The organism is Embleya scabrispora (assembly GCF_002024165.1).
In the GTDB taxonomy this organism is placed as follows: Bacteria; Actinomycetota; Actinomycetes; order Streptomycetales; family Streptomycetaceae; genus Embleya; species Embleya scabrispora_A.
In genome coordinates this window covers 517,621-537,031 of the sequence record NZ_MWQN01000003.1, presented here as the reverse complement: position 1 = coordinate 537,031, position 19,411 = coordinate 517,621, and the positions used below count along the sequence as shown (strand labels likewise).

The window sequence follows — 19,411 nt, the reverse complement described above, 5'->3', positions numbered from 1 at the left end:
CGTTCCCCTTTCGTGACGGGCGAGGACTTCGTTGGGGTCCCCGTCCCGCTCGACAACGACAGTAGGACGCCATTAGGAACATTACGTTCCGCATGGCGCCGTCGGTCCGCACGGGCCGGCCGGACCCCCGGGGATGAAGCGGGCGCCCACGGGGCACACGACGCCGGTACCGATGGCCGACATCCCCGTGTCGGCCCGTTCGCAGGGAACGAAGGGAACACGGCATGAAACTCCGGAAGAAGGCCGCGCTGCTCGCCGCGGCGACGGCGCTGCTCGCGGCACCCGGCGTCGCGGCAGGTCAGGCGGCGGCCGCGGCCGCACCCGGTCCCGGCTGGCACCACGTGCAGGACTTCGCGCCCGAAGACCTCGGCGGATGTCACACGAGGGGGCAGTGGTATCTGGAGAACGGGGCGAACAGGTACGAGTGCCGACCCGCCGGCGTATGGCAGTTGTGGGTGCTCACCGACGGGTGACCGGCACCTCGCGCGCCCGTGGTCCCGGGGCACCCTCGGCGCCCCGGGATTCCACACGGATTCCACACCCGGCCGCGTCCCCACCCCGACGCGGGCGTTACGGCCGGCCCGGGACGCCGAGTGCGAGCAGCGCGGTGTCGTCGTCCAAGCCCTCGCGGAAGCTCTCCAACAGTCCGGTGAGCGCGGCGATGATCGACGGCGCCGTCGCGGGGGCGTGCTCGGCGGCGAAGGTGAGCAGGGCGTCCTCACCGAAGAGGTTTTCGCGCGTGGCGCCGGTGCGGGCCTCGGTCAGGCCGTCCGTGTAGAGCACGAGGGTGTCGCCCGGTGCGAGCGTGGTGTGCGCGGAGCCGAAGCCGGCGTCGGGGAAGACGCCGACGAGGAGCCCTCCGGGCGTGGGCAGGAACTCGGCGCGACCGTCGGCCCGCATCACCAGCGCGGGCGGATGACCCCCCGAGGCCAGGTGCACGCCGGCCGGGCCGCCGTCGGTACTCGGCTCGACGACGCCGAAGACGACGGTGCAGTAGCGGGGGTCGGTGCCGGCGGCGTACCGCTCGTGCAGGACGGCGTTCAGCGTGGCCAATACCGCGGCCGGTTCGGAAGTGTGCAGCGCCGCCGCCCGCAGGGTGTACCGGGTCAGCGACGTGACGGACGCCGCCTGCGGGCCCTTGCCGCACACGTCGCCCATGAAGAACGCCCACCGGCCCCCGCCCAGGGGGAACAGATCGTAGAAGTCGCCGCCCAGAAGATCGGGTGCGGCGGTGTGATAGTGCGCGGCCGCCGCCAGGCCCGGCACGGTGGGCAGCGACGAGGGCACGAGGGACTGCTGCAGTACGGCGAGCGCGTCCGCCAGCCGCTCCCGGTCCGCCTCGGCCTGCCGACGGGCCTGTTCCGCCTCCAGTTGCGCCCGCTGCGCCTCGGCGCGGGCCTGCTCGGCGTCCCGGCGACGGCGCAGCAGCTCCTGCTCGTACGCGCGCCGGTCGGAGGCGTCGAAAACGGTGGTGCGGATCAACAGTGGTTCACCGCCACCGCCGTGCTTGAGCACGGAGGAGACCAGCACCGGCAGGCGGCGCCCGTCGGTCCCCTTCAGCTCCAACGCGATGCCGCGGAGTTCGCCCTGCATGCGCAGCAGCGGCGCGAAGTGCGTTTCGTGGTAGAGCTTCCCGCCCACGGTGAGCAGATCGGGGAAACGCAGCCGGCCGACCACCTGCTCGCGGTCCATGCCGAGCCAGTCGAGCAGGGTGGCGTTGATCTTGGCGATGGTGCCGTCCATCAGCGTGGACAGATAGCCGCAGGGCGCCGCCTCGTACAACTCCTCGGCACTGTCTTCGAGCAGCGCGGTGAACGCGGCGTCGGTGTCCCAACCCTGCGCGGGATCCGGCTCGTCGCCGGAGCGGCACATCACCGGTGGGCCGCCAGAAAGCCGAGAATCGCCTCGGCGGTGGCCTCCGGCGCGCTCAACTGCGGGCAGTGCCCGGCGGCATCGAGAGTGACGAGGTGGGAGGAGGGGATCGCGGCGTGCACGTACGCCCCGACCTCCCGGGGCGCGATCACGTCCTGGGAGCATTCGAGGACCAGGGTCGGCACCGTGACGTCGGGCAGGTCCGCGCGACTGTCGGACAGGAAGGTGGTGCGGGCGAAGACCGCGGCGATGTCGGGGTCGGTGGCGCAGAAGCTGTTGGTCAGCTCCTGCCCCAGCTCCGGCCGCTCCGGGTTGCCCATGATCACCGGGGCCATGGTGGACGACCAGCCCAGATAGTTCGACTCCAACGAGGCGAGCAGCTCGTCGATGTCCTCGGCGGTGAATCCGCCCCGGTAGTCGCCGTCGTCGATGTAGCAGGGGGAGGGGGCGACCATCACCAATGCCCCGATCCGCCGCGGTGCCGTCCGTGCGGCGAGTATGCCCACCATGGCGCTCACCGAATGCCCGACGAACACCACGTCCTCGACATCCAGCTCCTCGCAGATCTCCACCACGTCCTGGGCGTAGCCCGCGAGCGAGGAGTAGCGCTCCCGGCTGAAGGTCGACAGGTCCGACCCGCCCGAACCGACGTAGTCGAACAACACCACCCGATACCGCTCCGCCAGCGCCGGCACGACCAGTCGCCACATGTTCTGATCACAGCCGAACCCGTGTGCGAGAAGCAGCACCGGCCCGTCGGGGAGGCCGGTGACCGTCACGTTGTTCCTGCTGCGAACATCCATACGATCCAGTGTCTCACCCGGCACACGAGGCCCCGGAGGCTCACGCCGCCGCCGGGGGCCCGGTGTCACCGTGCGTGCCGGTGCCTTCGCGGCGCGCGGGGCCGTGGTGGAGGTCAGAGGAGCTCCCGCAGGCGGGTGGTGAACCGGGCGGGGTCGTCGACGAAGCCGGTGTGGTCGCCGGGGAAGAGCACGGGTTCGCTGCCGAGGGCGCCGGCGAGGGCCCGGGAGGTGCGGTCGCAGAGTTGCCCGGCGGAGGCCTCGCCGATGCCGACGACGATGCGCGTGCCGACCGTACGCAGTGCGGCGAGGTCCGGGCGCCAGCGGGTGGTGGGGCGCAACTCGTGGGCGAACCAGCGGAGTTCATCGGCCTCCTCGCGCGGGGTGCGTTCCGCGCCGAACATCGTCTCGAGCACGCCGTCGGGCGGCACGATGCCGGCCTGGGCCAGGAACTTCGTCCAGGCGCCGGTGACATCGCCGCGCAGGCGGGTGGCGATGATGTCGTCGGTGCCGGCGTGGAGGCGCTCGCGGTCGTCGAGGAGTTCGACGAGCGGGGGTTCGTGGGCGACGACGGTGTGCACGCGGTCGGGGTGGGTCCGGGCGAGGGCCAGGGCGGTGACGGCTCCGCCGCTGGAGCCCAGGACGGCGGCCGGTCCGAGGTCGAGCCGGCCGATGAGCCGGGCCAGGTCGGCGGCGCGCAGATCCGGGGTGGAGTCCTGGTCGGGATCGTCGAGGGGGCTGCGGTTGATGCCCCTGGGGTCGGTGGTGAGCACGGTGTGGTCGACCGAGAGCAGGTCGGCCAGTGGCGCGAAGGCGGCCGCGTCCATCGGGGCGCCGACGAGTGCGATCAGGGGGCCGGCGCCGCGTACCTCGTAGTGCAGGCGGGCGCCGGCGACATCGAGGGTGTCGGTGGTGACGGAAACGTGCGTGGTCATGGGTCCTCCTCGGACGGCGAGGCGGTCGTTGCGCCTCCTCACCATGACGACGAACGCGAACGGGCCCGATCGACACGGGCGTCGGGATTTCTTCCGCCGCGGGCCCTTCAGGCGGGGTGACCGGGGTGCAGGTCGCGCACGGCGGAGAACATCAGCGGGGCGTGGGAGTCGCGCGGCGGGTCGGCGTCGTCGGTGCCGGCGTCGGGTTCGATGGGGTCGAGGACGAATCCGGTGTGGTCGCCGAGCCCATCCAGGCGGTGCAGGACCGTGCCGACGATGCGTACCGGGCAGTCCGTCAGCAGTGGCACCCCGGCCGGACCGGGTTCCCAGGCGCAGTCGGCGAACTTGTCGACGCGGTCCCCGGTGCGCTCCCCGAACAGCGCGGCCAGGTCGTGCTGCCGCTCACCCAGTGCGTGGACGGCCAGCACCGGCGAGGCGAGCGCGATCGCGTGGGTGTGGTTGACGACGGACACGCACACCAGGAATCGCACCGGCTCCATGCCGCACTGCGACGCGAACCCCACCAGGCATCCGGATCGTTCGCCGGTGACGGGTTGGACCGCCGTGACGACGAACATGGGGTAGTCCAACCTGTCCGCGAATCGTTCGAACAACAACACCGGGTCTACCCCTTCAGGGACGGCGGGCCAGCAGGTGCGTGTCGAGGAAGCCCCGTTCGGAGGCCGGGTCGTGGAGCAGGCGGGCGAACGGGACGAGGCCGGCCTCGGTCAGCAGCGCGGCGAAGCGGTCCGCCGGCCAGCTGTAGGCGGGCGCCACCTTGTGGTCGAAGCGGATCGGCTCCGGCCCGTCGGTCCCGAAGAACGAGACCAGGAGCAGGCCGCCCGACGCCAGGACCCGCACCTGCTCGGCGAGCAGCGCCGGCAGCTCGTCGGGCGGGGTGTGGATCATCGAGTAGTGGGCCAGTATGCCGCCGAGCGCGCCGTCCTCGATCGGCAGGTCCTCCATCCGCGCCTCGTCGAAGCGCAGCGTCGGATGTGCCCGCCTGGCGTGGTCGACCATGCCCGGGGAGAGGTCGAGCCCGAAGGCGTCCAGCCCCAGTTCGCACAGCATGGCCGTCAGATGTCCGGGCCCGCACCCGACGTCGGCCGCCCGCGGGTTGCCCGTCCCGCGCACCAACTCGGCGAAGGTGCCGATCATGTTCCGCGCGAACGGATGCGCCTCCATCCGGTCGGCGAACATCGACGCGTACAACTCGACGACGCCGTCGTAGGCCGCCCTGGTCTCGTCCCGGTGCTCCGCCATGGGTAGGCAAGCTAGCACCCGCGCGCGCCGCTCCGGGCGGGAGGGCGCGGGCAGGCGGACGGCTGCCGTGACGGTATCGCCGGTTTTCGGTCGCTCTCGCCGGGCACCGGCCCTCCCATGGTGAAAATCGGCTACACGATGATGACCGAGCAGGCCGGTCCCAAGGATCTGGTCGAGCATGTGGTGCATGCCGAGCAGGTCGGATTCGACTTCTCGGTGACGTCGGACCACTACTTTCCGTGGCTCGACGTCCAAGGGCACGCGCCGCACGCGTGGACCGTCCTGGGTGCCGCGGCGCGGGCCACCTCGACGATTCCGTTGATGACGTACGTGACCTGTCCCACGATGCGCTACCACCCGGCGATCGTGGCGCAGCAGGCCGCCACGCTCCAGCTGTTGTCGGACGGGCGGTTCCGGCTCGGCCTGGGCTCCGGCGAGAACCTGAACGAGCACGTGGTGGGCGGTGGTTGGCCTGCCGTGGACGTACGGCAGGAGATGTTGGCCGAGGCGGTGGACATCATCCGCGCGTTGTTCGCGGGCGGCTATGTCGATCACCACGGCACGCACTACGACGTGGAGTCCGCGAAGTTGTGGGACCTGCCGGAGTGGCCGCCGCCGATCGGGATCGCGGTGTCCGGCGAGCAGGGTTGTGCGCTCGCCGGCCGGTCGGCCGACCTGGTCGTCGCGACCGAGCCGGACGCGGATCTGTTGGCCGCGTTCGACCGGCACGGCGGTGCGGGCAAGCCGCGGGTGGGGCAGCTTCCGGTGTGCTGGGACCCCGATCGGGACGCGGCGATCCGGCGCGCGCACGAGCAGTTCCGCTGGTTCGGCGGGGGGTGGAAGGTCAACTCGGAACTGCCCGGTACGGCGGGCTTCGCGGGTGCGACGCAGTTCGTGCGTCCGGAGGACGTGGCCGCGGCGATCCCGTGCGGGGACGAGGTGGACACGTTCGTCGAGGCGGTACGCCCCTACGTCGAGGCCGGGTTCACCGAGGTCGCCCTCATCCAGGTCGGCGGCGATACGCAGCACGCGTTCCTGGACTGGGCCCGCGACCGGCTGCTCCCGGCGCTGCGCGAGTTGTGAAGCACGCTTGGGTGGATTCGGCCCGGAGTGGAATCGCGATCGAGGGGAAGCAGTCGGTCGCGACGCCGACGTTCGGGGTCGCGTGACCATCCGCCGGAACTCGAGACGCCCGGGGAGCGCGCCCCCCGCGTCCCCCGGGCGACTCGTTCGGGCGGGACCGCGAAACCAGAGGGCGAGGAGCTGTCCGGTGATCACTCTCGGCGTCGAGGAGGAATACCTCCTGGTCGACCACGACAGCGGTGTGCCCGTCCCGCGTTCGGTGGCCGTGCGCGCGGCCGCGGGGTTGCAGGCCGCGCTGGACGACGACGAGGTCCAGCCGGAGCTGCTCCAGGTACAGGTCGAGGTCGCCACGCCCGTGTGCGAGACGCTCGACGAGATCGGCGGCCACCTGCTGCGCCTGCGCCACGCGGTGGCCGAGGCCGCGGAGCAGTGCGGCTGCCGGCTGGCCGCGGTCGGCACCGCGCCCTTCGCGCCGGACGAGCCGGTGCCCGTCACCGACAAGGAGCGCTACCGGTCCCTGCACGTCGACGCGGCGCGCCTGGTGGACGAGGCGTTGATGAACGGGATGCACGTACACGTGGCCATACCCGATCGTGAAGCGGGGGTCGCGGTCCTCAACCGGATCCGCCCCTGGTTGTCGGTGCTGCTCGCGATGTCGGCGAACTCGCCGCTGTGGCACGGGGACGACACCGGGTTCGCCAGTTGGCGCACGCTGGTCTTCGGGCGCTGGCCGGTCACCGGTACGCCGCCCCGGTTTCGGGACGCGAACGACTACGATCGGCGGCTGGACGGGCTCACCCGAGCCGGAGCGCTGGCCGATCGGGGTCGGGTGTACTGGTCGGCGCGGCTTTCGGAGCGATTCCCCACCATCGAAGTGCGGGCCATGGACGTGCAGTTGCGCGCCGACGATGCGGTCATGCTCGCGGGACTCGTACGCGCGTTGGTGGCCACGGCGCTGCGCGAGGAGGCGGAGGGCCGCCCCGAATTGGCTCCCGCGCCCGAAATCCTGGAGGCGGCCGTCTGGCAGGCGGCCCGCCACGGCCTGTCCGACACCCTGATCGCTCCCGACGACGCCCGCCCGCGACCGGCCCCGAGGTCGTCGCCGAGTTGCTCGCGCACGTCGGGCCGGAACTGGATCGCGCCGGCGACACCCGGCGGGTGAACTCCCTGACCCGGCGGCTCCTGAGCGAGGGCACCGGCGCCCACCTACAGCGCCGAGCACTCGCGGCGACAGGGCGTTCGGGCCTGACGCGCATGATCACCGATCACACGGCCGGCCTGTCCCCGGACGAGCCGCACGCGTGAGCCCCCGGCCCGACGTCGCGGAGTCGGGTCGTGACCGGTCACGGTCGCAGAGGCACCGCGAGCGGGGCGAACAGGTGTGCCGTGTTCGTGATGGCCAGGATGCGCCGCACCCGGTCGCCGGGTGCGAGGGCGAGCCCGACCCGGCTCTGGGCGGCCTTGGTTCGTGCCCGCAACAGGACGTGGAGCGCGGTGCTGTCGCAGAAGGTCACCCCTCGCATGTCCACGTCGACGCGGGGTGCGCCGTGATCCAGCGCGGTGTCGAGGGCGGAGCGGAGCAGTGGTGCGCTGTCGATGTCGATCTCCCCGCTGACGCGCACGAGCAGGCGGTCGCCGTACGGGGTGACCCGTACGCGCAGGTGTGTGGCCGTTTCCCGGTGACGACGGCCGGGGCGACGCGCCGTGGCGGCGGGAGCCGGGCGGCGGGTGTGGGGTCGGCGTGAAGACATGGGTTTCCCTCACACGTGTGCCAGGTGGGGCCATGGATGGTCGCAAGCGCAATAACGGAACAATGCAGACAATATGGACCGAGTCGGGTCGATCGTTCTCGTCAAGCATCGGGCGCAACCCAACATGCGTCAAGTTATTCAGGAACTTCATTTCAGGTATCGTGTTGCCGGAATGAACGACCTTACGATGGCCCCATGAGTGATGCGGACGCGTCCCGACCGTCGTGGACGTTCTTCACCAGCCATGCCCGTGTGCTCTCGGTGATCGCCCGGGATCCCGAGGCGAGGGTGCGCGACATCGCGGCCGTGTGCCTGCTGACCGAGCGCGCCGTCCAGGGCATCCTGGCGGACCTGGAAGCCGGCGGATATCTGACCCGACAGCGCAACGGACGGCGCAATACGTACCGGGTCGTGCCCGGAACGGAGGTGCGGCACCCGGCGGACCGGGGCCGGGCCGTCGCCGACGCGCTCGACCTGCCGGTGGAGCAACACACCGGCGGTTCCGACCCGCCGGCCACTTCCGGCGGCTCGGGCGGCTCCGGCGGGTCGGGGGATCGTGACGCGCCCGGCGACCGTGACGCGCACGGCGACCGTGACGCGCCGGGGCGGACGGACGAGGGACCCTTCGGACACGAGGCGCATTGACGATCGCCGGCGGATGCGTCGGCGTCCGGCGTCGCCGTACGCCTGAAACCCGTGGCAGCGGGCATGCGCATGGTTCGAACGACCCGGATTTCCGAGAATCCGCCGAAAGGACTGCGTGAGATGAGCGATCCGCTTGCCCTGCCGTTCGTCGACGAGGCCGAGGACGGCGAACTCGACCCCAACCAGGTGCCCTTGGGGGCGACGGTGCGGGTGCCGGCGTACGCCGGGATGGCCGCCGGCGATGTCGTCACGGTGCGCTGGGAAGGTTCCGACGGAGCCGTGTTCGAGGAGTCCGCGCCCGTCCCGGGCAAGGGAGTCGGACACCCGGTGGTCTTCCGGATCCCCGCCTGCGAGTTGCTGCCCCACATCGGCTCGGTGATCCGGTTGAGCTACGACGTCGACGGCGCGGCCCCCGCACCGCGGCGCTCCTCCGATGTGGTGGCCGTGCGGGTCGACCTCCGGGAACGGCTGTTCCCCACCGCCTGATCCGCATGGATTGGGCGATACCCGGACAGGGTTCGCGCCGCCGGGCGGGTCCGGCTGCGGCTACAATCCGCCGGGAAGGGCGGTGGGGCTGTAGTGGCGATGGTCTATGCGGACGGGGTGCTCCGGGTCGAGCGGGTGGGGCCGCCCTCGGTCGTGCGCCTGGCGGGGGAGGTCGACGCCGACAACTGTGTGCACGTACGTTCCGCGTTGGACGCCCAGCGGACCGGCTATGCGGGGGATGTGTGTGTGGACGCGGCGTTCCTGGAGTTCATCGACGTGGCGGGTGTGCGGACCCTGGTGGAGACGGCGGGGCGCATGCCCTCGGGCCTGTCGGTGGTAGTGCGCTCGGCCTCGGTGGAACTGTGCGACCTGGTCTCACTCGCGGGCTGGGACGGGGCGCCCGGGCTGGTACTGGAGAAGGCGGTGCAGCGATGACCGCTCCCGTACCGGACTCGTTCCGTCACGACGCGCTTCTCTACGCAGGTCTCGACGACTTCGTCGACCGCACGGCCACGTTCGTCCGCGCGGGGCTCGAAGCGGACGAGGCCGTCGCCGTCGCGGTGATCGAGCCCCGAGCCGGTGCCCTGCGCAAGGCGTTGGCGGGCGACGCCGAGCACGTCACCTGGATCGACATGGAACGTGTGGGCCGCAACCCCGCGCGGATCATCCCCGCCTGGCGCCAATGGACCTCCGACCAGGGCACCCGGGCGTTCCGCGGGATCGGCGAGCCCATCTGGGCGGGCCGCTCCGAGGCCGAACTCGTCGAGTGCCGACACCACGAATCCCTGCTCAACCTCGCGTTCGACGGCGTGCCGTGGCAACTCCTGTGTCCGTACGACGTCACCTCCCTCGCCCCCTCGGTCATCGACGCCGTCCGGCACTCCCACCCCCGAGTCCTCGACGCCGGGACCGAACACCGGCACGCCCACCCCGGTCCGGACCACTACGCCGCGACGCTGAGCGGGCCGCCGCTCCCGGGCGCCCCCGAACACGCCGAACACCTCGCCTTCGCCGCCGGGGAACTCGCCCGCGTGCGCGCCTTCGTCCGCGGTCGACTGGGCGAGGCTCCCCGCGCGTACGTCGGGCACGTGCTGTTGGTCGTCACCGAGATCGCCGGCAACAGCATCGTGCACGGCGGCGGACACGGCGAGGTCAGCCTGTGGGACGAGGGCACGACGCTGGTCTGCGAGATCCGCGACGCGGGCCGAGTGGACGACCCGCTGGCCGGACGGCACATCCCGCACCCGGATGTCGAGGGGGGACGCGGCCTGTGGATCGCCAACCAACTCTGCGACCTCGTCCAGATCCGCTCCACCGGCTCCGGCACGACCGTGCGGCTGCGCCTGAATTCCGACCGGTAGGGGGTGCGCCGCGGCGCGAGTGTGGCCTCCGCCTCACTCGAATGGGTGTACTGGTCAACGATCAGGGTAGGGGGCCCGTGCCGATTCGATGACCCTTGGGAGCCAACATGACCTTGTCCACGGTGAGCCCCTCGACCACCGCCGACTCCGCGAGTGCCGCGCCGGAGGGTGGGGCGGTCGGTGGTTTCCCGCGGATCGAGGACCCGACGGCGGTGGGGGCGGTCGACGCGCGCGCGATGTCGAAGGTGTTGTTCATGCGGCTGCGGGCGCTGGAGGAGGGCACGCACGAGTACCAATACGTGCGCAACACCCTGGTCGAACTGAATCTGCCGCTGGTGCGCTACGTCGCCGGCCGGTTCCGTTCGCGTCCCGAGACCACCGAGGAGATGGTGCAGACCGGGACGATCGGGCTGATCAAGGCCATCGACCGGTTCGATCCCGCACGCGGGGTCGAGTTCCCCACCTTCGCGATCCCGACCATCTCCGGCGAGATCAAGCGCTTCTTCCGCGACACGTCGTGGTCGGTCCATGTGCCGCGCCGACTTCAGGAACTGCGCCTGGAACTGGCTCGGGCCCGCGAGGCCTTCACGACCGAACACGACCGGGAGCCCACCTCCGCCGAACTCGCGGAACGGCTGGGCGTGAGCGTGGAGGAGGTCGACGAGGGCCTGATCGCCTCCGCCGCCTACTCCACCGTGTCCCTCGACGCCCCCGCTCCCGACGACGAGGGGTCCACGCCCGCCCTGGCCGGCCGGGCGGCGTTCGTCGAGCCCGGCTATGCGATGACGGAGAACCTGGTCGCCCTCAAGCCGCTGATCGCCGCGCTCGGCCCGCGCGATCGGGAGATCCTGACCCTGCGTTTCGGCGAGGAGCTGACCCAGTCCGAGATCGGCGAGCGCCTCGGCATCTCCCAGATGCACGTCTCTCGGCTGATCAGCCGCACCGTCGCGACCCTGCGCACCCAGCTCCTGGCCGACTGAACCGCGGGGCGCCCGCCGGGGAGCGGTGCTTCCGCCGCCCCGGCGCTGCCCGAGCGGGTCAGGCGTCGGCGACCCGGGCGCTCCAGCCGTCCTCCAGCTCGGCTCCGTCCACGGTGATGGCCTCGACCGTGCCGGTGGTCGGATCGATGTCGGCCTGCACCCCGTCGCCCGCGTAGCGCGGATGGCCGGTGGCCCCCTCCTCGCCGGTGGGCCGGACCGTCGCGGACCGTACGGCCGGCCCCCGCGCCGTCGGCGGCATGTCCTGCGGGTTGTACGGATAGATCAGCACCTCGAACGTTTCCATTCCGCGCGTCTACCCCGGAACGGCTCGGCCCACGAGCGGAGCGGTCGACGAATTCGGGACCGGTCAGTCGGGGAGGTACGCGGCTGCCTCGGACCGGGCTTCGGGGTACGGGAGGGTTGCCGTGACCGGTTCCGCGGGCGGGTTCGCCGCTGCGCCGAGCAGGGTCGGGAGGTCGGTGCCGGCCATCCAGCGGCCGAGGGTCCTGCGGTCGACGGTCACGATGTCCTGGGCCCGGGCGAGGCGACGGGCGGGAGCGGTGAAGCGCGAGCTCGTGACGAGCATCGCGACGTCGGCGGCGTGTACGGGGCGGGCGGTACCGACGAAGCGTTGCATGTCGGGACTGCCCACGGCGCGGGTGCGGCCGAGCCGCTTGCACTGCACGACGAGACTGCGGCCGTCGGGCAGCCGGGCGACGACGTCGGCCCCCAGGTCGCCGGCGCCACCGCTGACCACCACGTCGCTGCACGCGTCACGACGGCACAACTGCGCGACGTGCTCCTCGAATTCGGAACCCGTCATGGCGTCGACGGTGGCGAACGAGACCGCGCGTATCCGAGGGTTCACCCGCCTGCGCGGCTCCCACCGCCGCGCCTCGGATCGCGTCGCGGCCCGGAACAGGCCGCACGCGTACAGCGCGAGCGTCGCCACCACGCCGACGCCCGCCATCGCCGCGAGCAGATCCCACTCCCGCCGCACACCGCAGTACGCCGCGACGACACACACGATCGGGGCCAGCCACCAGAACACCCGGTCGTAGCGGACGAATCCACCGGTGTGTACCGCTGTCCCGATGTGGGAGCCGGGCAGTCCCGCGCCCGACGCGGATTCGGAATCGTCGATCGTGGGACGTATCGCACTCAAAGTCCGCTCCTTGCTTACCGATCCCTGCCGACTCCCCGCCGAAGTCACCGAACGCGCCGGGCAACTCACCGACGTGCCAACGAAGTTCGGGCGCTTTTGCGGTTGCCCGCGATCATCGACTCCAACCCTCGCGTTTTCGGCGACACGCCGGCGGCGGGCGGACGCGGCGTCGCTCCCGCACTCGCTGATCCGGCTACGGCTGCCGCCCGCGCGCAATGCCCTGTTCGGATGCGGGATCGCCACCGCCGAACCCCGGCGCATCCGGGGGGAAATCGGCCGGGTGGAGTGGCTATTGTCGAAGGCATGGGTGAATCGGTGGGGGTGCGGGTCGAGGTTGACGGTCGGGCCACGACGGTGGATCGGCTGCATGCCATTGCCGTGGGGGCTATGGGCACTTCACCGCGATGCAGGTGCGTGGTGGGCGGGTGCGTGGGCTGGCGGATCATCTTCGGCGGCTCGACGCGGCCAATCGGGAGTTGTTCGGCAGCGCCCTGGACGGGGAACTGGTTCGCCGGTATATCCGGCACGCCCTGGCCGACGACGTCTTCGACGCGTCGGTGCGGGTGCATGTGTTCGCGGCGGACGAGGACGGGGCGGTCGCGGTGCTGGTCACGGTGCGGCCACCCGGGGACATGTCGGGCGCGCCGCAGGCGTTGCGGTCCGTTCCGTACCTGCGCTCCGTGGCGCACATCAAGCGGGTCGGGGACTTCGGGCAGGCCCACTATCGGCGGCTGGTCGCCCGCGAGGGCTTCGACGAGGCGCTCCTGACCGGTCCGGACGGGGTCGTCGCGGAGGGCGCGATCACCAACATCGTCTTCCACGACGGCACTTCGCTGCTCTGGCCGAACGCGCCGGTCCTGGAGGGCATCACCATGCAGTTGCTCGAACGGGCGCTCTCCACAGGGCCGTTGCCCTCGCGACGCGGCCCGGTTCACCTGTCCGAGGTGGGCTCGTTCCGGGCCGCGTTCGTGACGAACTCGCGCGGCATCGCGCCGGTTCGGCTGATCGACGACGTGCCGATCCCGGTCGACACCGCGCTGGCGGCGACGCTCGGCGAACTGTACGAGTCGGTCGAGTGGGACCGGATCTGACGACCCGTCGGCGGACGGGCTACTCCCAGACCGTGGCTTCGAACGTGAGCGCGGTGCGCGTGGGCACGCCGGCGATGCGCAGGTAGGCGATGTGGCCTTCGTCGGTCTGGAAGCAGACGCGCATGCCCTGGGACAGTTCGCCGCTCGTGTAGGTGCCGCGCTTGGCGATCGCCTGGGCGCAGTCGTCCCGGGTCGGTTCGGGGCCGTCGGGCGGGGCGATGGCCACGACGTCGCCCGACTTGATCGGGCCGAGGGTCAGATCCGGGAGGTTGAACCCGACCGACGCGTCGGCGCCCTTCGATCCGGGTTGGCCGAACGGTGACGAGGTGTCCAGGTCGATGTAGTCGGCGCCCGGCTTGAGGGTGATCTTCGCCGGACCGGACAGCTTCTTCGCGGGTGCGTTCGCCGCGGGTGGGCTCGCCGGGTCGGTCGCGGGTTTGGCCGCGGGCGATCCGCTCCCACCGCCCGACGCGGGGGTGCCGATCGGGGCGCTGTTGTTCGTCGACCGCGACGTGTCGTCGTCGGAATCCGATTTCGCGGCCACCTGGACCGTCACGATGATCCCCACCACGGGAATCACGATCCCGACGACCCACCAGGCCCACTTCGGCTGATCGCTCACGATACCCCCGTATATACGTCGTCCGAGCGCGGTGAGCGTACCATCGGCTTTCGGCCGAGGAGCCGGCCCGAACGCGCGGGTCGGGGCACGTGTCCCATCACCCATATGCAACCATTGGTTGCGCGTTTCCGACGGTGTCGGCTAAGCTGACGTGCAACCAAACGTTGCAGAAGGTGGCGGACATGGAATACGGAACGATCGAGCGCGAGATTCATATCGACGCCTCACCCGAGGTCGTCTTCGACGTGGTGAGCAGCCCCGAGCACCTGCGCGAGTGGTGGCCGGACGAGGCGGAGTTCCCGGCCGTACCCGGGGGAGAGGGGCGCATCGGCTTCGGGGACTGCGCGCAGGGCGGCGGCACCTGGATGCGGTTCACGGTCGTCGAGGCCGTGCCGCCGCGGCTCTTCTCCTTCCGGTGGACCCACCAGGAGGGGGAGTCGGCCGATTCGGGCAACTCGAACCTGGTCGTCTTCGCCCTCGAACCCGCCGGGACGGGGACGCTCCTGCGGATGACCGAGAGCGGCTTCCGCGAGCGCGGCTGGGACGAGGCGAAGATCGCCGCCGAGTACGCCGAACACGTCACCGGCTGGGACTACTACCTGCCTCGGCTGCCGACGTATGCCGCGAAAGTCGGAGCGGGCGCATGAGCGTGATGGTGGACGACGACCTCTGGTCTGCGGTCGGCGACCCGATCCGCCGCCGCATGCTCGACCTGCTGCTGAACGACGGCAGCGGGACGGCGACCAGCCTGAGCGAGCACCTTCCGGTGACCCGCCAGGCGGTGGCCAAACACCTCGTCGTGCTCGATCGGGTCGGCCTGGTACACGCCACCACCGCCGGCCGCGAGCGGCTGTTCCGTGTCGATCAAAATCAACTCGCCCGCGCCGTCGCCCAACTCGCCGATGTCGGCGCCACCTGGGACGCCCGCCTGCGGCGCATCAAGCGCATCGCCGAGACGATCCAGCGCGCCAAGGAATCGACCGACGAGACCGGAAAGCAGTAGAGAGGAACACCGACATGGCAGACATCCTTCACCGCATCGGCGTCGAGCACGCCTCGCCGGAGCAGGTGTACGAAGCACTCACCACCGTGGCCGGCCTGTCCGGCTGGTGGACCGAGAAGACATCGGGGGAGACCGACCTCGGCGGCGTGCTCGAATTCCGGTTCGGGCCGGGCGGGTTCGACATGAAGGTCGTCGAACTCGACCCGGGACGGTTCGTGCGCTGGGAGGTCGTCGGCGGGCCGGAGGAGTGGGTCGGCACCGGTGTGGAGTGGAACCTCCGGCGGGAAGGGGACTTCACCATCGTGCTGTTCAAGCACGAGGGCTGGCGTGAGCCGGTCGAGTTCATGCACCACTGCAGCACGAAGTGGGCCATCTTCCTGATGAGCCTCAAGCAACTTCTCGAGACCGGGGAGGGTGCCCCCGAGCCGCGCGACGTGCGGATCGGCGACTGGCACTGACCGACCGGCGCGGACGGGGCAGTGTGCGCGGAGTACGACGGCGCCGACCGGTTGGTCGGCGCCGTTCCCGTTGTTCGCCCGCGCCGGACTGTCGGGCTCAGTCCTTGCGCCACAGTTCGTCGTAGCGCTTCGCCGAGGGCGGCCGGCCGGGGAGGGGGAAGTCGGTGTTGTCCGGGCGGGCGCGCAGGCCGTCGAGGACCAGGGCGACCAGGCGCTCCCGGGCGTCGGCGTCCGCCGTCGTGGGTACGGGCGCGCGTCGGGAGAACTGTTCGATCACCTGGAAGACGTCGATGGTGGTGGCGTCGGCGCGTAGGACGCCCGCGGCGTGGGCGCGGGCCACCACCTCCTCCGCCAATCGATCCGAGACGCGGCCCGCCTCGGCCATCTCCGCCGTGAAGCGGACCGTCCCCGCGATCGGGGCGAGGGACCCCGGGCCGAAGTCGACACACTCGCGTACATAACCGGCCAACCCCTCCCAGGGGTCCTCGGCGGCGAGTGCGGTACGCGCGGCCTGCGAATACTGCTCGGCCGCCGACACCGTGAGTTTTTGGAGCAGTTCCTCCTTGGTGCCGTACCGCCGGTACAGCGTGGCGATGCCCACGCCCGCGCGCTCGGCGACGGCGGACACCGGGGCGTCGGGGCCCTGGCTCGCGAAGACCTCGCGCGCCGCGGCGAGCAACCGCCGGTCGTTGCGCGCCGCCTCGGCCTGGCGGCCACGCTTGCGCGGCTGTTCGTTCGTGCTCATGGTCACCAAAATAATCCATTGCGGAGCGAATCACTCCGTTATAGTTTAACGGAGCATTCCACTCCGTTATTTTTTGCGGCGGCAGGACCACGTCACGTGCGTGGTCGCTCCGCCGTTTCGGTCGCCGAGGAGGCGGAGCCATGAAGGCCGCAATCGTCAGGGAGTTCGGCGGGCCCGAGGTCTTGCACATCGCCGAGATCCCCACCCCGCACGCGGGTCCGGGCCGGGTGCGCGTCAGGGTGCGCGCGGCAGGCGTCATGCCCTTCGACACCGCCCTGCGCGCCGGGCGGTTCCCGCCCGCGATGACGCCCCGCTTCCCGGCCGAACCCGTCGTGCCCGGCAACGAGTTCGCGGGCGTGATCGACGAGGTCGGCGAGAAAGTCGCGGGCCTCCCGCCCGGCACAGAGGTGCTGGGCTTCGCGACCACGGGGGCGTACGCCGAGTTCATCGTCGTCCCCGCCGACCAGGTCGCCCGCAAACCCCCCGGCATGCCCTGGGAGATCGCCGCGGGGCTGTCCGGCAACGGGCAGGGCGCGCACATGGCGCTGAGCCAACTCTCCGTCGGTCCCGGGGACGTCGTGCTGATCAACGGAGCCGCCGGCGGTCTCGGCACCATCGCCGTGCAACTCGCCAGGGCACGGGGAGCCGCGACCGTCATCGGCACGGCGAGCGAGCGAAACCACGACTACCTGCGCTCCCTGGGCGCGATCCCGGTGACCTACGGCCCGGGACTGGTCGAGCGGGTACGGGCGATCGCCCCGGACGGCGTCGACGCCGCACTCGACGCGGCCGGTCCCGAAGCGCTCCGCGACTCCGTCGAACTCACCAGGGACCGCGATCGCGTACTCACCATGATCTCCGACGAGGCCGCCCGCGAACTCGGCCTGCGCGCGTGGAGCGGCGCGCGCAGCGGCGAACTGCTCGACGAACTGGCCGAGTTGTGGAGCCGTGGCGAGTTCGCCGTGCACCTTCGCGACACATACGCGCTGGCCGACGCGGCGCGGGCGCATCGCGCCGTCGAGACCGGCCACGGTCGCGGCAAGGTCGTTCTCGCGGTCGACCTGCCGTGACGGCGGTGCGCGATGCGGCGCCGGTGGGTGGGGTGCGGGGCCGTGACCTCTTCGCCGACGGGCGGTTCCGACTCCTCTTCCTGGCGCGCACGATCTCCGTACTGGCCGCCGCATTCGGCCCCGTGGCACTGGCCTTCGGTGTCCTGGACCTGCCGGGCGCCGGTGCCACCACCCTGACGATCGTGCTGACCGCGCAGACGGTGCCGCAGATCGCCCTCATGGTGTTCGGCGGGGTCGTCGCCGACCGGATCTCCCGCACCAGGTTGATGCTGACGGCGGAACTGGCTTCCGCCGCCGCGTTCTTCGGCCTCGCGGCGATGTTCGTCACCCGACACGCGCCGGTGTGGGGGATCGGGCTCCTCGCCGCCGTCACCGGCATCGCACTCGCCCTCTACTACCCGGCGCTCACCGGCGTGGTACCGGAGATCGTCCGGGACGAGCACCTCCAGACCGCCAACGGCGTGCTGCGCCTGGGCGTCAACTGTGCGCGCCTGCTGGGCATGGCGGCGGCGGGCGGCGCGGTGGCACTGGTCGGCGCGGGATGGGCGCTTGGTGTCAACGGGGTCGGGCTCGTGGTGTCCGCGGCGCTGCTCGCCGCGCTGCGCCCGACGCCCGGGACGAATCGGGGGCGGACCTCCATGGTGAGCGATCTCCGGGAAGGCTGGCGGGAGTTCGCCTCCCGCCGCTGGTTGTGGGTGATCGTCCTCCAGTTCTCCTTCGTGATCGCCGCGATGCAGGCCGGCTTCGGCGTCCTCGGTCCCGTCGTCGCCAAGGCCGATCTCGGCGGAGCCCCGGCCTGGTCGACGATCCTGGTCGGACAGGGACTCGGCACGATGGCAGGCGTGTTCGTGGCCATTCGCCTCCGCCCCCGACGTCCCCTGCTGGTGGCCACGTCGATGGTCTTCGCGGTGGCCCTGCCGATCACCCTGCTGGGCATCGGCGCCCCGGTGTACGTCGTCGCCCTCGGCGCGTTCGTCACCGGCGCGGCCTTCGACGTCTTCGGCGTGATGTGGGAGACCACGATGCAGCGGGAGATACCGCGCGAGGCACTGTCGCGCGTGGCGGCCTACGACGGCCTCGGCTCCTTCATGTTCGGACCGCTCGGCCTCCTCGCCGCCGCCCCCCTCGCGGACGCCGTCGGCGCGCACCACGCGTTGCTGCTGTGCGCGGCGCTGATCGCGCTGGTGACGGTGGGCGCGCTCGCCGTGCCCGAGGTGCGAAACCTCCGCGCCCCGACACGAGTGGTCGACGACCGGGCCGTTGCGCCGGGGTGACCAGGGCCTCGTGGGCACTGCGCGCGTCCGTCGCCCGGTATCCGTCGGCGATATTCCTCCCGCGGGGGACCGCGTTCGGTGACCGGACGGCAGTTCGGAGTTGCCCGGCCCGGGCACGTCCGCTCGGGTGCACGCCCGGCGCGGTCCGGGCAGTTCCCGGTGCCGGTCGGCGAGGAGTTCCGGGTGTGCGGGGTCGGTGTACACGCCGACCGGGTCGGCGCGGCACGGCGATGGAGATCGGCCCGGTCGGCACACCGCGCCGCGAGTGTGTCCGGTCCGCGTCACGATCGGCGGAAGAATCGGCGATTGTTCGCTCAGAGGTGTGAAGACCTGTTACAGAATGCGAGGCGTCGCCCGTTCGCCTGCCCGGCGACGTGGGGAAGACGAAGAAGCCGGAACCCGACACCGGAAGGAACGAAATCCTCGATGACACCGCTGATCCTCGGTCGCCGCGCCACACCCCCGGCCCGCGCGGCGGGTCCGCTGCCCGAGCACCACTACGACGACGCCGTCTGCGCGAACGTCGTACCCGACGGCCGACTCCTGATCCACGTCGTCGACGCGCGCACGATCGCCGCGTACACCCGGACCCAGAAACCCCTCGGGCGGAAGAAGGACGACTGACCCGCCCGGGTCACCGGCCCCGAGAACGCGGACGTCATCGTGGATCCGCTGCCGGCCGCGGCCGTCGAGGGCCTGGGCGTCACCGAACCCCCGCCACTACTAGCGCCTTTCCGGCAACCCCTCTTACGGTCGCGTCGGCGGCCGCCCGGGTGATCGGGCGAGGCCGGTTCGCGACGACGGGGG

At 71.5% G+C, this 19,411-nt stretch carries 26 protein-coding genes; 16 read left to right on the top strand and 10 right to left on the bottom strand.

Annotation, left to right across the window (positions count from 1 at the left end):
• The first annotated feature begins 224 nt into the window (after nt 1-224).
• Entirely contained in the window at nt 225-473 is a 249-nt protein-coding gene (locus B4N89_RS38125) for a hypothetical protein (RefSeq protein ID WP_078981123.1), read from the top strand.
• Nucleotides 474-570: 97 nt separating this feature from the next.
• On the opposite strand, the gene B4N89_RS38120 is transcribed toward B4N89_RS38125, so the two are convergent.
• From B4N89_RS38120 to B4N89_RS38100, 5 genes are all read right to left on the bottom strand, one after another.
• Entirely contained in the window at nt 571-1,872 is a 1,302-nt protein-coding gene (locus tag B4N89_RS38120; RefSeq protein ID WP_078981122.1) for a PP2C family protein-serine/threonine phosphatase, read from the bottom strand.
• Nucleotides 1,872-2,675, bottom strand: coding sequence for an alpha/beta fold hydrolase (locus B4N89_RS38115; RefSeq protein ID WP_078981121.1), 804 nt, complete (start codon nt 2,673-2,675; stop codon nt 1,872-1,874). Before B4N89_RS38115 ends, B4N89_RS38120 begins: the two co-directional genes overlap by 1 nt.
• Nucleotides 2,676-2,788: 113 nt before the next feature.
• The gene (locus B4N89_RS38110; RefSeq protein WP_078981120.1) at nt 2,789-3,607 is read right to left on the bottom strand and encodes an alpha/beta fold hydrolase; all 819 of its coding nucleotides are present in this window, start codon (nt 3,605-3,607) and stop codon (nt 2,789-2,791) included.
• 107 nt (nt 3,608-3,714) lie between these two features.
• The gene (locus B4N89_RS38105) at nt 3,715-4,227 is read right to left on the bottom strand and encodes a flavin reductase family protein (protein WP_235619200.1); all 513 of its coding nucleotides are present in this window, start codon (nt 4,225-4,227) and stop codon (nt 3,715-3,717) included.
• A gap of 13 nt (nt 4,228-4,240) precedes the next feature.
• The gene (locus tag B4N89_RS38100; protein ID WP_078981119.1) at nt 4,241-4,870 is read right to left on the bottom strand and encodes a class I SAM-dependent methyltransferase; all 630 of its coding nucleotides are present in this window, start codon (nt 4,868-4,870) and stop codon (nt 4,241-4,243) included.
• A gap of 117 nt (nt 4,871-4,987) precedes the next feature.
• Here B4N89_RS38100 and B4N89_RS38095 point away from each other — a divergent pair, with 117 nt between their 5' ends.
• The 3 genes from B4N89_RS38095 (at nt 4,988) to B4N89_RS53155 (ending at nt 7,258) form a co-directional block, all read left to right on the top strand.
• The gene (locus B4N89_RS38095; protein ID WP_078981118.1) at nt 4,988-5,953 is read left to right on the top strand and encodes an LLM class F420-dependent oxidoreductase; all 966 of its coding nucleotides are present in this window, start codon (nt 4,988-4,990) and stop codon (nt 5,951-5,953) included.
• Nucleotides 5,954-6,140: 187 nt separating this feature from the next.
• Nucleotides 6,141-7,115: a glutamate--cysteine ligase gene (locus B4N89_RS38090; protein WP_321170746.1), complete on the top strand. Its 975-nt coding sequence runs from the start codon at nt 6,141-6,143 to the stop codon at nt 7,113-7,115.
• The gene (locus B4N89_RS53155; protein WP_321170745.1) at nt 7,112-7,258 is read left to right on the top strand and encodes a hypothetical protein; all 147 of its coding nucleotides are present in this window, start codon (nt 7,112-7,114) and stop codon (nt 7,256-7,258) included. Before B4N89_RS38090 ends, B4N89_RS53155 begins: the two co-directional genes overlap by 4 nt.
• Before the next feature lie 38 nt (nt 7,259-7,296).
• Here the strand turns inward: B4N89_RS53155 and B4N89_RS38085 are convergent, their stop codons facing one another.
• Nucleotides 7,297-7,704 carry an STAS domain-containing protein gene (locus B4N89_RS38085; RefSeq protein ID WP_078981117.1) on the bottom strand — a complete coding sequence of 136 codons (408 nt, stop codon included), beginning with the start codon at nt 7,702-7,704 and terminating at the stop codon, nt 7,297-7,299.
• 195 nt (nt 7,705-7,899) lie between these two features.
• On the opposite strand from B4N89_RS38085, the gene B4N89_RS53150 reads away from it, so the two are divergent.
• From B4N89_RS53150 to B4N89_RS38060, 5 genes are all read left to right on the top strand, one after another.
• Nucleotides 7,900-8,349 (top strand): MarR family transcriptional regulator, encoded by a 450-nt coding sequence (locus B4N89_RS53150; protein WP_078981116.1) that lies wholly within the window; start codon nt 7,900-7,902, stop codon nt 8,347-8,349.
• 120 nt (nt 8,350-8,469) lie between these two features.
• Nucleotides 8,470-8,835, top strand: a complete 366-nt coding sequence (locus B4N89_RS38075; RefSeq protein ID WP_078981115.1) for a hypothetical protein — start codon at nt 8,470-8,472, stop codon at nt 8,833-8,835.
• Nucleotides 8,836-8,934: 99 nt separating this feature from the next.
• On the top strand, nt 8,935-9,270 hold the full coding sequence (locus B4N89_RS38070; RefSeq protein ID WP_235619255.1) for an STAS domain-containing protein: 336 nt from the start codon (nt 8,935-8,937) through the stop codon (nt 9,268-9,270).
• Complete coding sequence (locus B4N89_RS38065) at nt 9,267-10,196, top strand: anti-sigma factor RsbA family regulatory protein (protein ID WP_078981113.1); 930 nt, start codon at nt 9,267-9,269, stop codon at nt 10,194-10,196. Before B4N89_RS38070 ends, B4N89_RS38065 begins: the two co-directional genes overlap by 4 nt.
• Nucleotides 10,197-10,303: 107 nt before the next feature.
• Nucleotides 10,304-11,176 (top strand): RNA polymerase sigma factor SigF, encoded by an 873-nt coding sequence (locus B4N89_RS38060; RefSeq protein WP_078981112.1) that lies wholly within the window; start codon nt 10,304-10,306, stop codon nt 11,174-11,176.
• 58 nt (nt 11,177-11,234) lie between these two features.
• Here the strand turns inward: B4N89_RS38060 and B4N89_RS38055 are convergent, their stop codons facing one another.
• Nucleotides 11,235-11,480, bottom strand: a complete 246-nt coding sequence (locus tag B4N89_RS38055; protein ID WP_078981111.1) for a hypothetical protein — start codon at nt 11,478-11,480, stop codon at nt 11,235-11,237.
• Between the two features lie 63 nt (nt 11,481-11,543).
• Nucleotides 11,544-12,341 carry a restriction endonuclease gene (locus B4N89_RS38050; RefSeq protein WP_235619199.1) on the bottom strand — a complete coding sequence of 266 codons (798 nt, stop codon included), beginning with the start codon at nt 12,339-12,341 and terminating at the stop codon, nt 11,544-11,546.
• A gap of 404 nt (nt 12,342-12,745) precedes the next feature.
• On the opposite strand from B4N89_RS38050, the gene B4N89_RS38045 reads away from it, so the two are divergent.
• Nucleotides 12,746-13,432: an aminotransferase class IV gene (locus B4N89_RS38045; protein ID WP_078981110.1), complete on the top strand. Its 687-nt coding sequence runs from the start codon at nt 12,746-12,748 to the stop codon at nt 13,430-13,432.
• Nucleotides 13,433-13,451: 19 nt separating this feature from the next.
• Here the strand turns inward: B4N89_RS38045 and B4N89_RS38040 are convergent, their stop codons facing one another.
• Nucleotides 13,452-14,054, bottom strand: a complete 603-nt coding sequence (locus tag B4N89_RS38040) for a hypothetical protein (RefSeq protein ID WP_078981109.1) — start codon at nt 14,052-14,054, stop codon at nt 13,452-13,454.
• Between the two features lie 182 nt (nt 14,055-14,236).
• On the opposite strand from B4N89_RS38040, the gene B4N89_RS38035 reads away from it, so the two are divergent.
• From B4N89_RS38035 to B4N89_RS38025, 3 genes are read left to right on the top strand one after another with little or no spacing between them, the layout of a single operon-like run.
• The gene (locus B4N89_RS38035) at nt 14,237-14,701 is read left to right on the top strand and encodes an SRPBCC domain-containing protein (RefSeq protein ID WP_078981585.1); all 465 of its coding nucleotides are present in this window, start codon (nt 14,237-14,239) and stop codon (nt 14,699-14,701) included.
• The gene (locus tag B4N89_RS38030; RefSeq protein WP_078981108.1) at nt 14,698-15,057 is read left to right on the top strand and encodes an ArsR/SmtB family transcription factor; all 360 of its coding nucleotides are present in this window, start codon (nt 14,698-14,700) and stop codon (nt 15,055-15,057) included. The genes B4N89_RS38035 and B4N89_RS38030 overlap by 4 nt, the downstream gene beginning before the upstream one ends.
• A 14-nt stretch (nt 15,058-15,071) precedes the next feature.
• Nucleotides 15,072-15,515 carry an SRPBCC family protein gene (locus tag B4N89_RS38025; protein WP_078981107.1) on the top strand — a complete coding sequence of 148 codons (444 nt, stop codon included), beginning with the start codon at nt 15,072-15,074 and terminating at the stop codon, nt 15,513-15,515.
• A gap of 97 nt (nt 15,516-15,612) precedes the next feature.
• Here B4N89_RS38025 and B4N89_RS38020 read toward each other — a convergent pair whose 3' ends face one another.
• The gene (locus B4N89_RS38020; protein ID WP_101897480.1) at nt 15,613-16,260 is read right to left on the bottom strand and encodes a TetR/AcrR family transcriptional regulator; all 648 of its coding nucleotides are present in this window, start codon (nt 16,258-16,260) and stop codon (nt 15,613-15,615) included.
• 140 nt (nt 16,261-16,400) lie between these two features.
• Here B4N89_RS38020 and B4N89_RS38015 point away from each other — a divergent pair, with 140 nt between their 5' ends.
• The 3 genes from B4N89_RS38015 (at nt 16,401) to B4N89_RS38005 (ending at nt 19,228) form a co-directional block, all read left to right on the top strand.
• A complete protein-coding gene (locus tag B4N89_RS38015; protein WP_078981106.1) occupies nt 16,401-17,330 on the top strand; it encodes an NADP-dependent oxidoreductase in 930 nt (309 codons plus the stop codon).
• A 32-nt stretch (nt 17,331-17,362) separates the two neighbouring features.
• The gene (locus B4N89_RS38010; protein ID WP_201261108.1) at nt 17,363-18,604 is read left to right on the top strand and encodes an MFS transporter; all 1,242 of its coding nucleotides are present in this window, start codon (nt 17,363-17,365) and stop codon (nt 18,602-18,604) included.
• A gap of 426 nt (nt 18,605-19,030) precedes the next feature.
• Entirely contained in the window at nt 19,031-19,228 is a 198-nt protein-coding gene (locus B4N89_RS38005; RefSeq protein WP_078981105.1) for a hypothetical protein, read from the top strand.
• Nucleotides 19,229-19,411 lie beyond the last annotated feature (183 nt).

Excerpts from the sequence above, each read along its gene's own strand:
- B4N89_RS38125 (WP_078981123.1), top strand. The coding sequence starts at position 225 with ATGAAACTCCGGAAGAAGGCCGCGCTGCTCGCCGCGGCGACGGCGCTG.
- B4N89_RS38120 (WP_078981122.1), bottom strand. The coding sequence starts at position 1,872 with ATGTGCCGCTCCGGCGACGAGCCGGATCCCGCGCAGGGTTGGGACACC.
- B4N89_RS38115 (WP_078981121.1), bottom strand. The coding sequence starts at position 2,675 with ATGGATGTTCGCAGCAGGAACAACGTGACGGTCACCGGCCTCCCCGAC.
- B4N89_RS38110 (WP_078981120.1), bottom strand. The coding sequence starts at position 3,607 with ATGACCACGCACGTTTCCGTCACCACCGACACCCTCGATGTCGCCGGC.
- B4N89_RS38100 (WP_078981119.1), bottom strand. The coding sequence starts at position 4,870 with ATGGCGGAGCACCGGGACGAGACCAGGGCGGCCTACGACGGCGTCGTC.
- B4N89_RS38095 (WP_078981118.1), top strand. The coding sequence starts at position 4,988 with ATGGTGAAAATCGGCTACACGATGATGACCGAGCAGGCCGGTCCCAAG.
- B4N89_RS38085 (WP_078981117.1), bottom strand. The coding sequence starts at position 7,704 with ATGTCTTCACGCCGACCCCACACCCGCCGCCCGGCTCCCGCCGCCACG.
- B4N89_RS53150 (WP_078981116.1), top strand. The coding sequence starts at position 7,900 with ATGAGTGATGCGGACGCGTCCCGACCGTCGTGGACGTTCTTCACCAGC.
- B4N89_RS38075 (WP_078981115.1), top strand. The coding sequence starts at position 8,470 with ATGAGCGATCCGCTTGCCCTGCCGTTCGTCGACGAGGCCGAGGACGGC.
- B4N89_RS38070 (WP_235619255.1), top strand. The coding sequence starts at position 8,935 with ATGGTCTATGCGGACGGGGTGCTCCGGGTCGAGCGGGTGGGGCCGCCC.
- B4N89_RS38065 (WP_078981113.1), top strand. The coding sequence starts at position 9,267 with ATGACCGCTCCCGTACCGGACTCGTTCCGTCACGACGCGCTTCTCTAC.
- B4N89_RS38060 (WP_078981112.1), top strand. The coding sequence starts at position 10,304 with ATGACCTTGTCCACGGTGAGCCCCTCGACCACCGCCGACTCCGCGAGT.
- B4N89_RS38055 (WP_078981111.1), bottom strand. The coding sequence starts at position 11,480 with ATGGAAACGTTCGAGGTGCTGATCTATCCGTACAACCCGCAGGACATG.
- B4N89_RS38045 (WP_078981110.1), top strand. The coding sequence starts at position 12,746 with ATGCAGGTGCGTGGTGGGCGGGTGCGTGGGCTGGCGGATCATCTTCGG.
- B4N89_RS38035 (WP_078981585.1), top strand. The coding sequence starts at position 14,237 with ATGGAATACGGAACGATCGAGCGCGAGATTCATATCGACGCCTCACCC.
- B4N89_RS38030 (WP_078981108.1), top strand. The coding sequence starts at position 14,698 with ATGAGCGTGATGGTGGACGACGACCTCTGGTCTGCGGTCGGCGACCCG.
- B4N89_RS38025 (WP_078981107.1), top strand. The coding sequence starts at position 15,072 with ATGGCAGACATCCTTCACCGCATCGGCGTCGAGCACGCCTCGCCGGAG.
- B4N89_RS38020 (WP_101897480.1), bottom strand. The coding sequence starts at position 16,260 with ATGAGCACGAACGAACAGCCGCGCAAGCGTGGCCGCCAGGCCGAGGCG.
- B4N89_RS38015 (WP_078981106.1), top strand. The coding sequence starts at position 16,401 with ATGAAGGCCGCAATCGTCAGGGAGTTCGGCGGGCCCGAGGTCTTGCAC.
- B4N89_RS38005 (WP_078981105.1), top strand. The coding sequence starts at position 19,031 with ATGACACCGCTGATCCTCGGTCGCCGCGCCACACCCCCGGCCCGCGCG.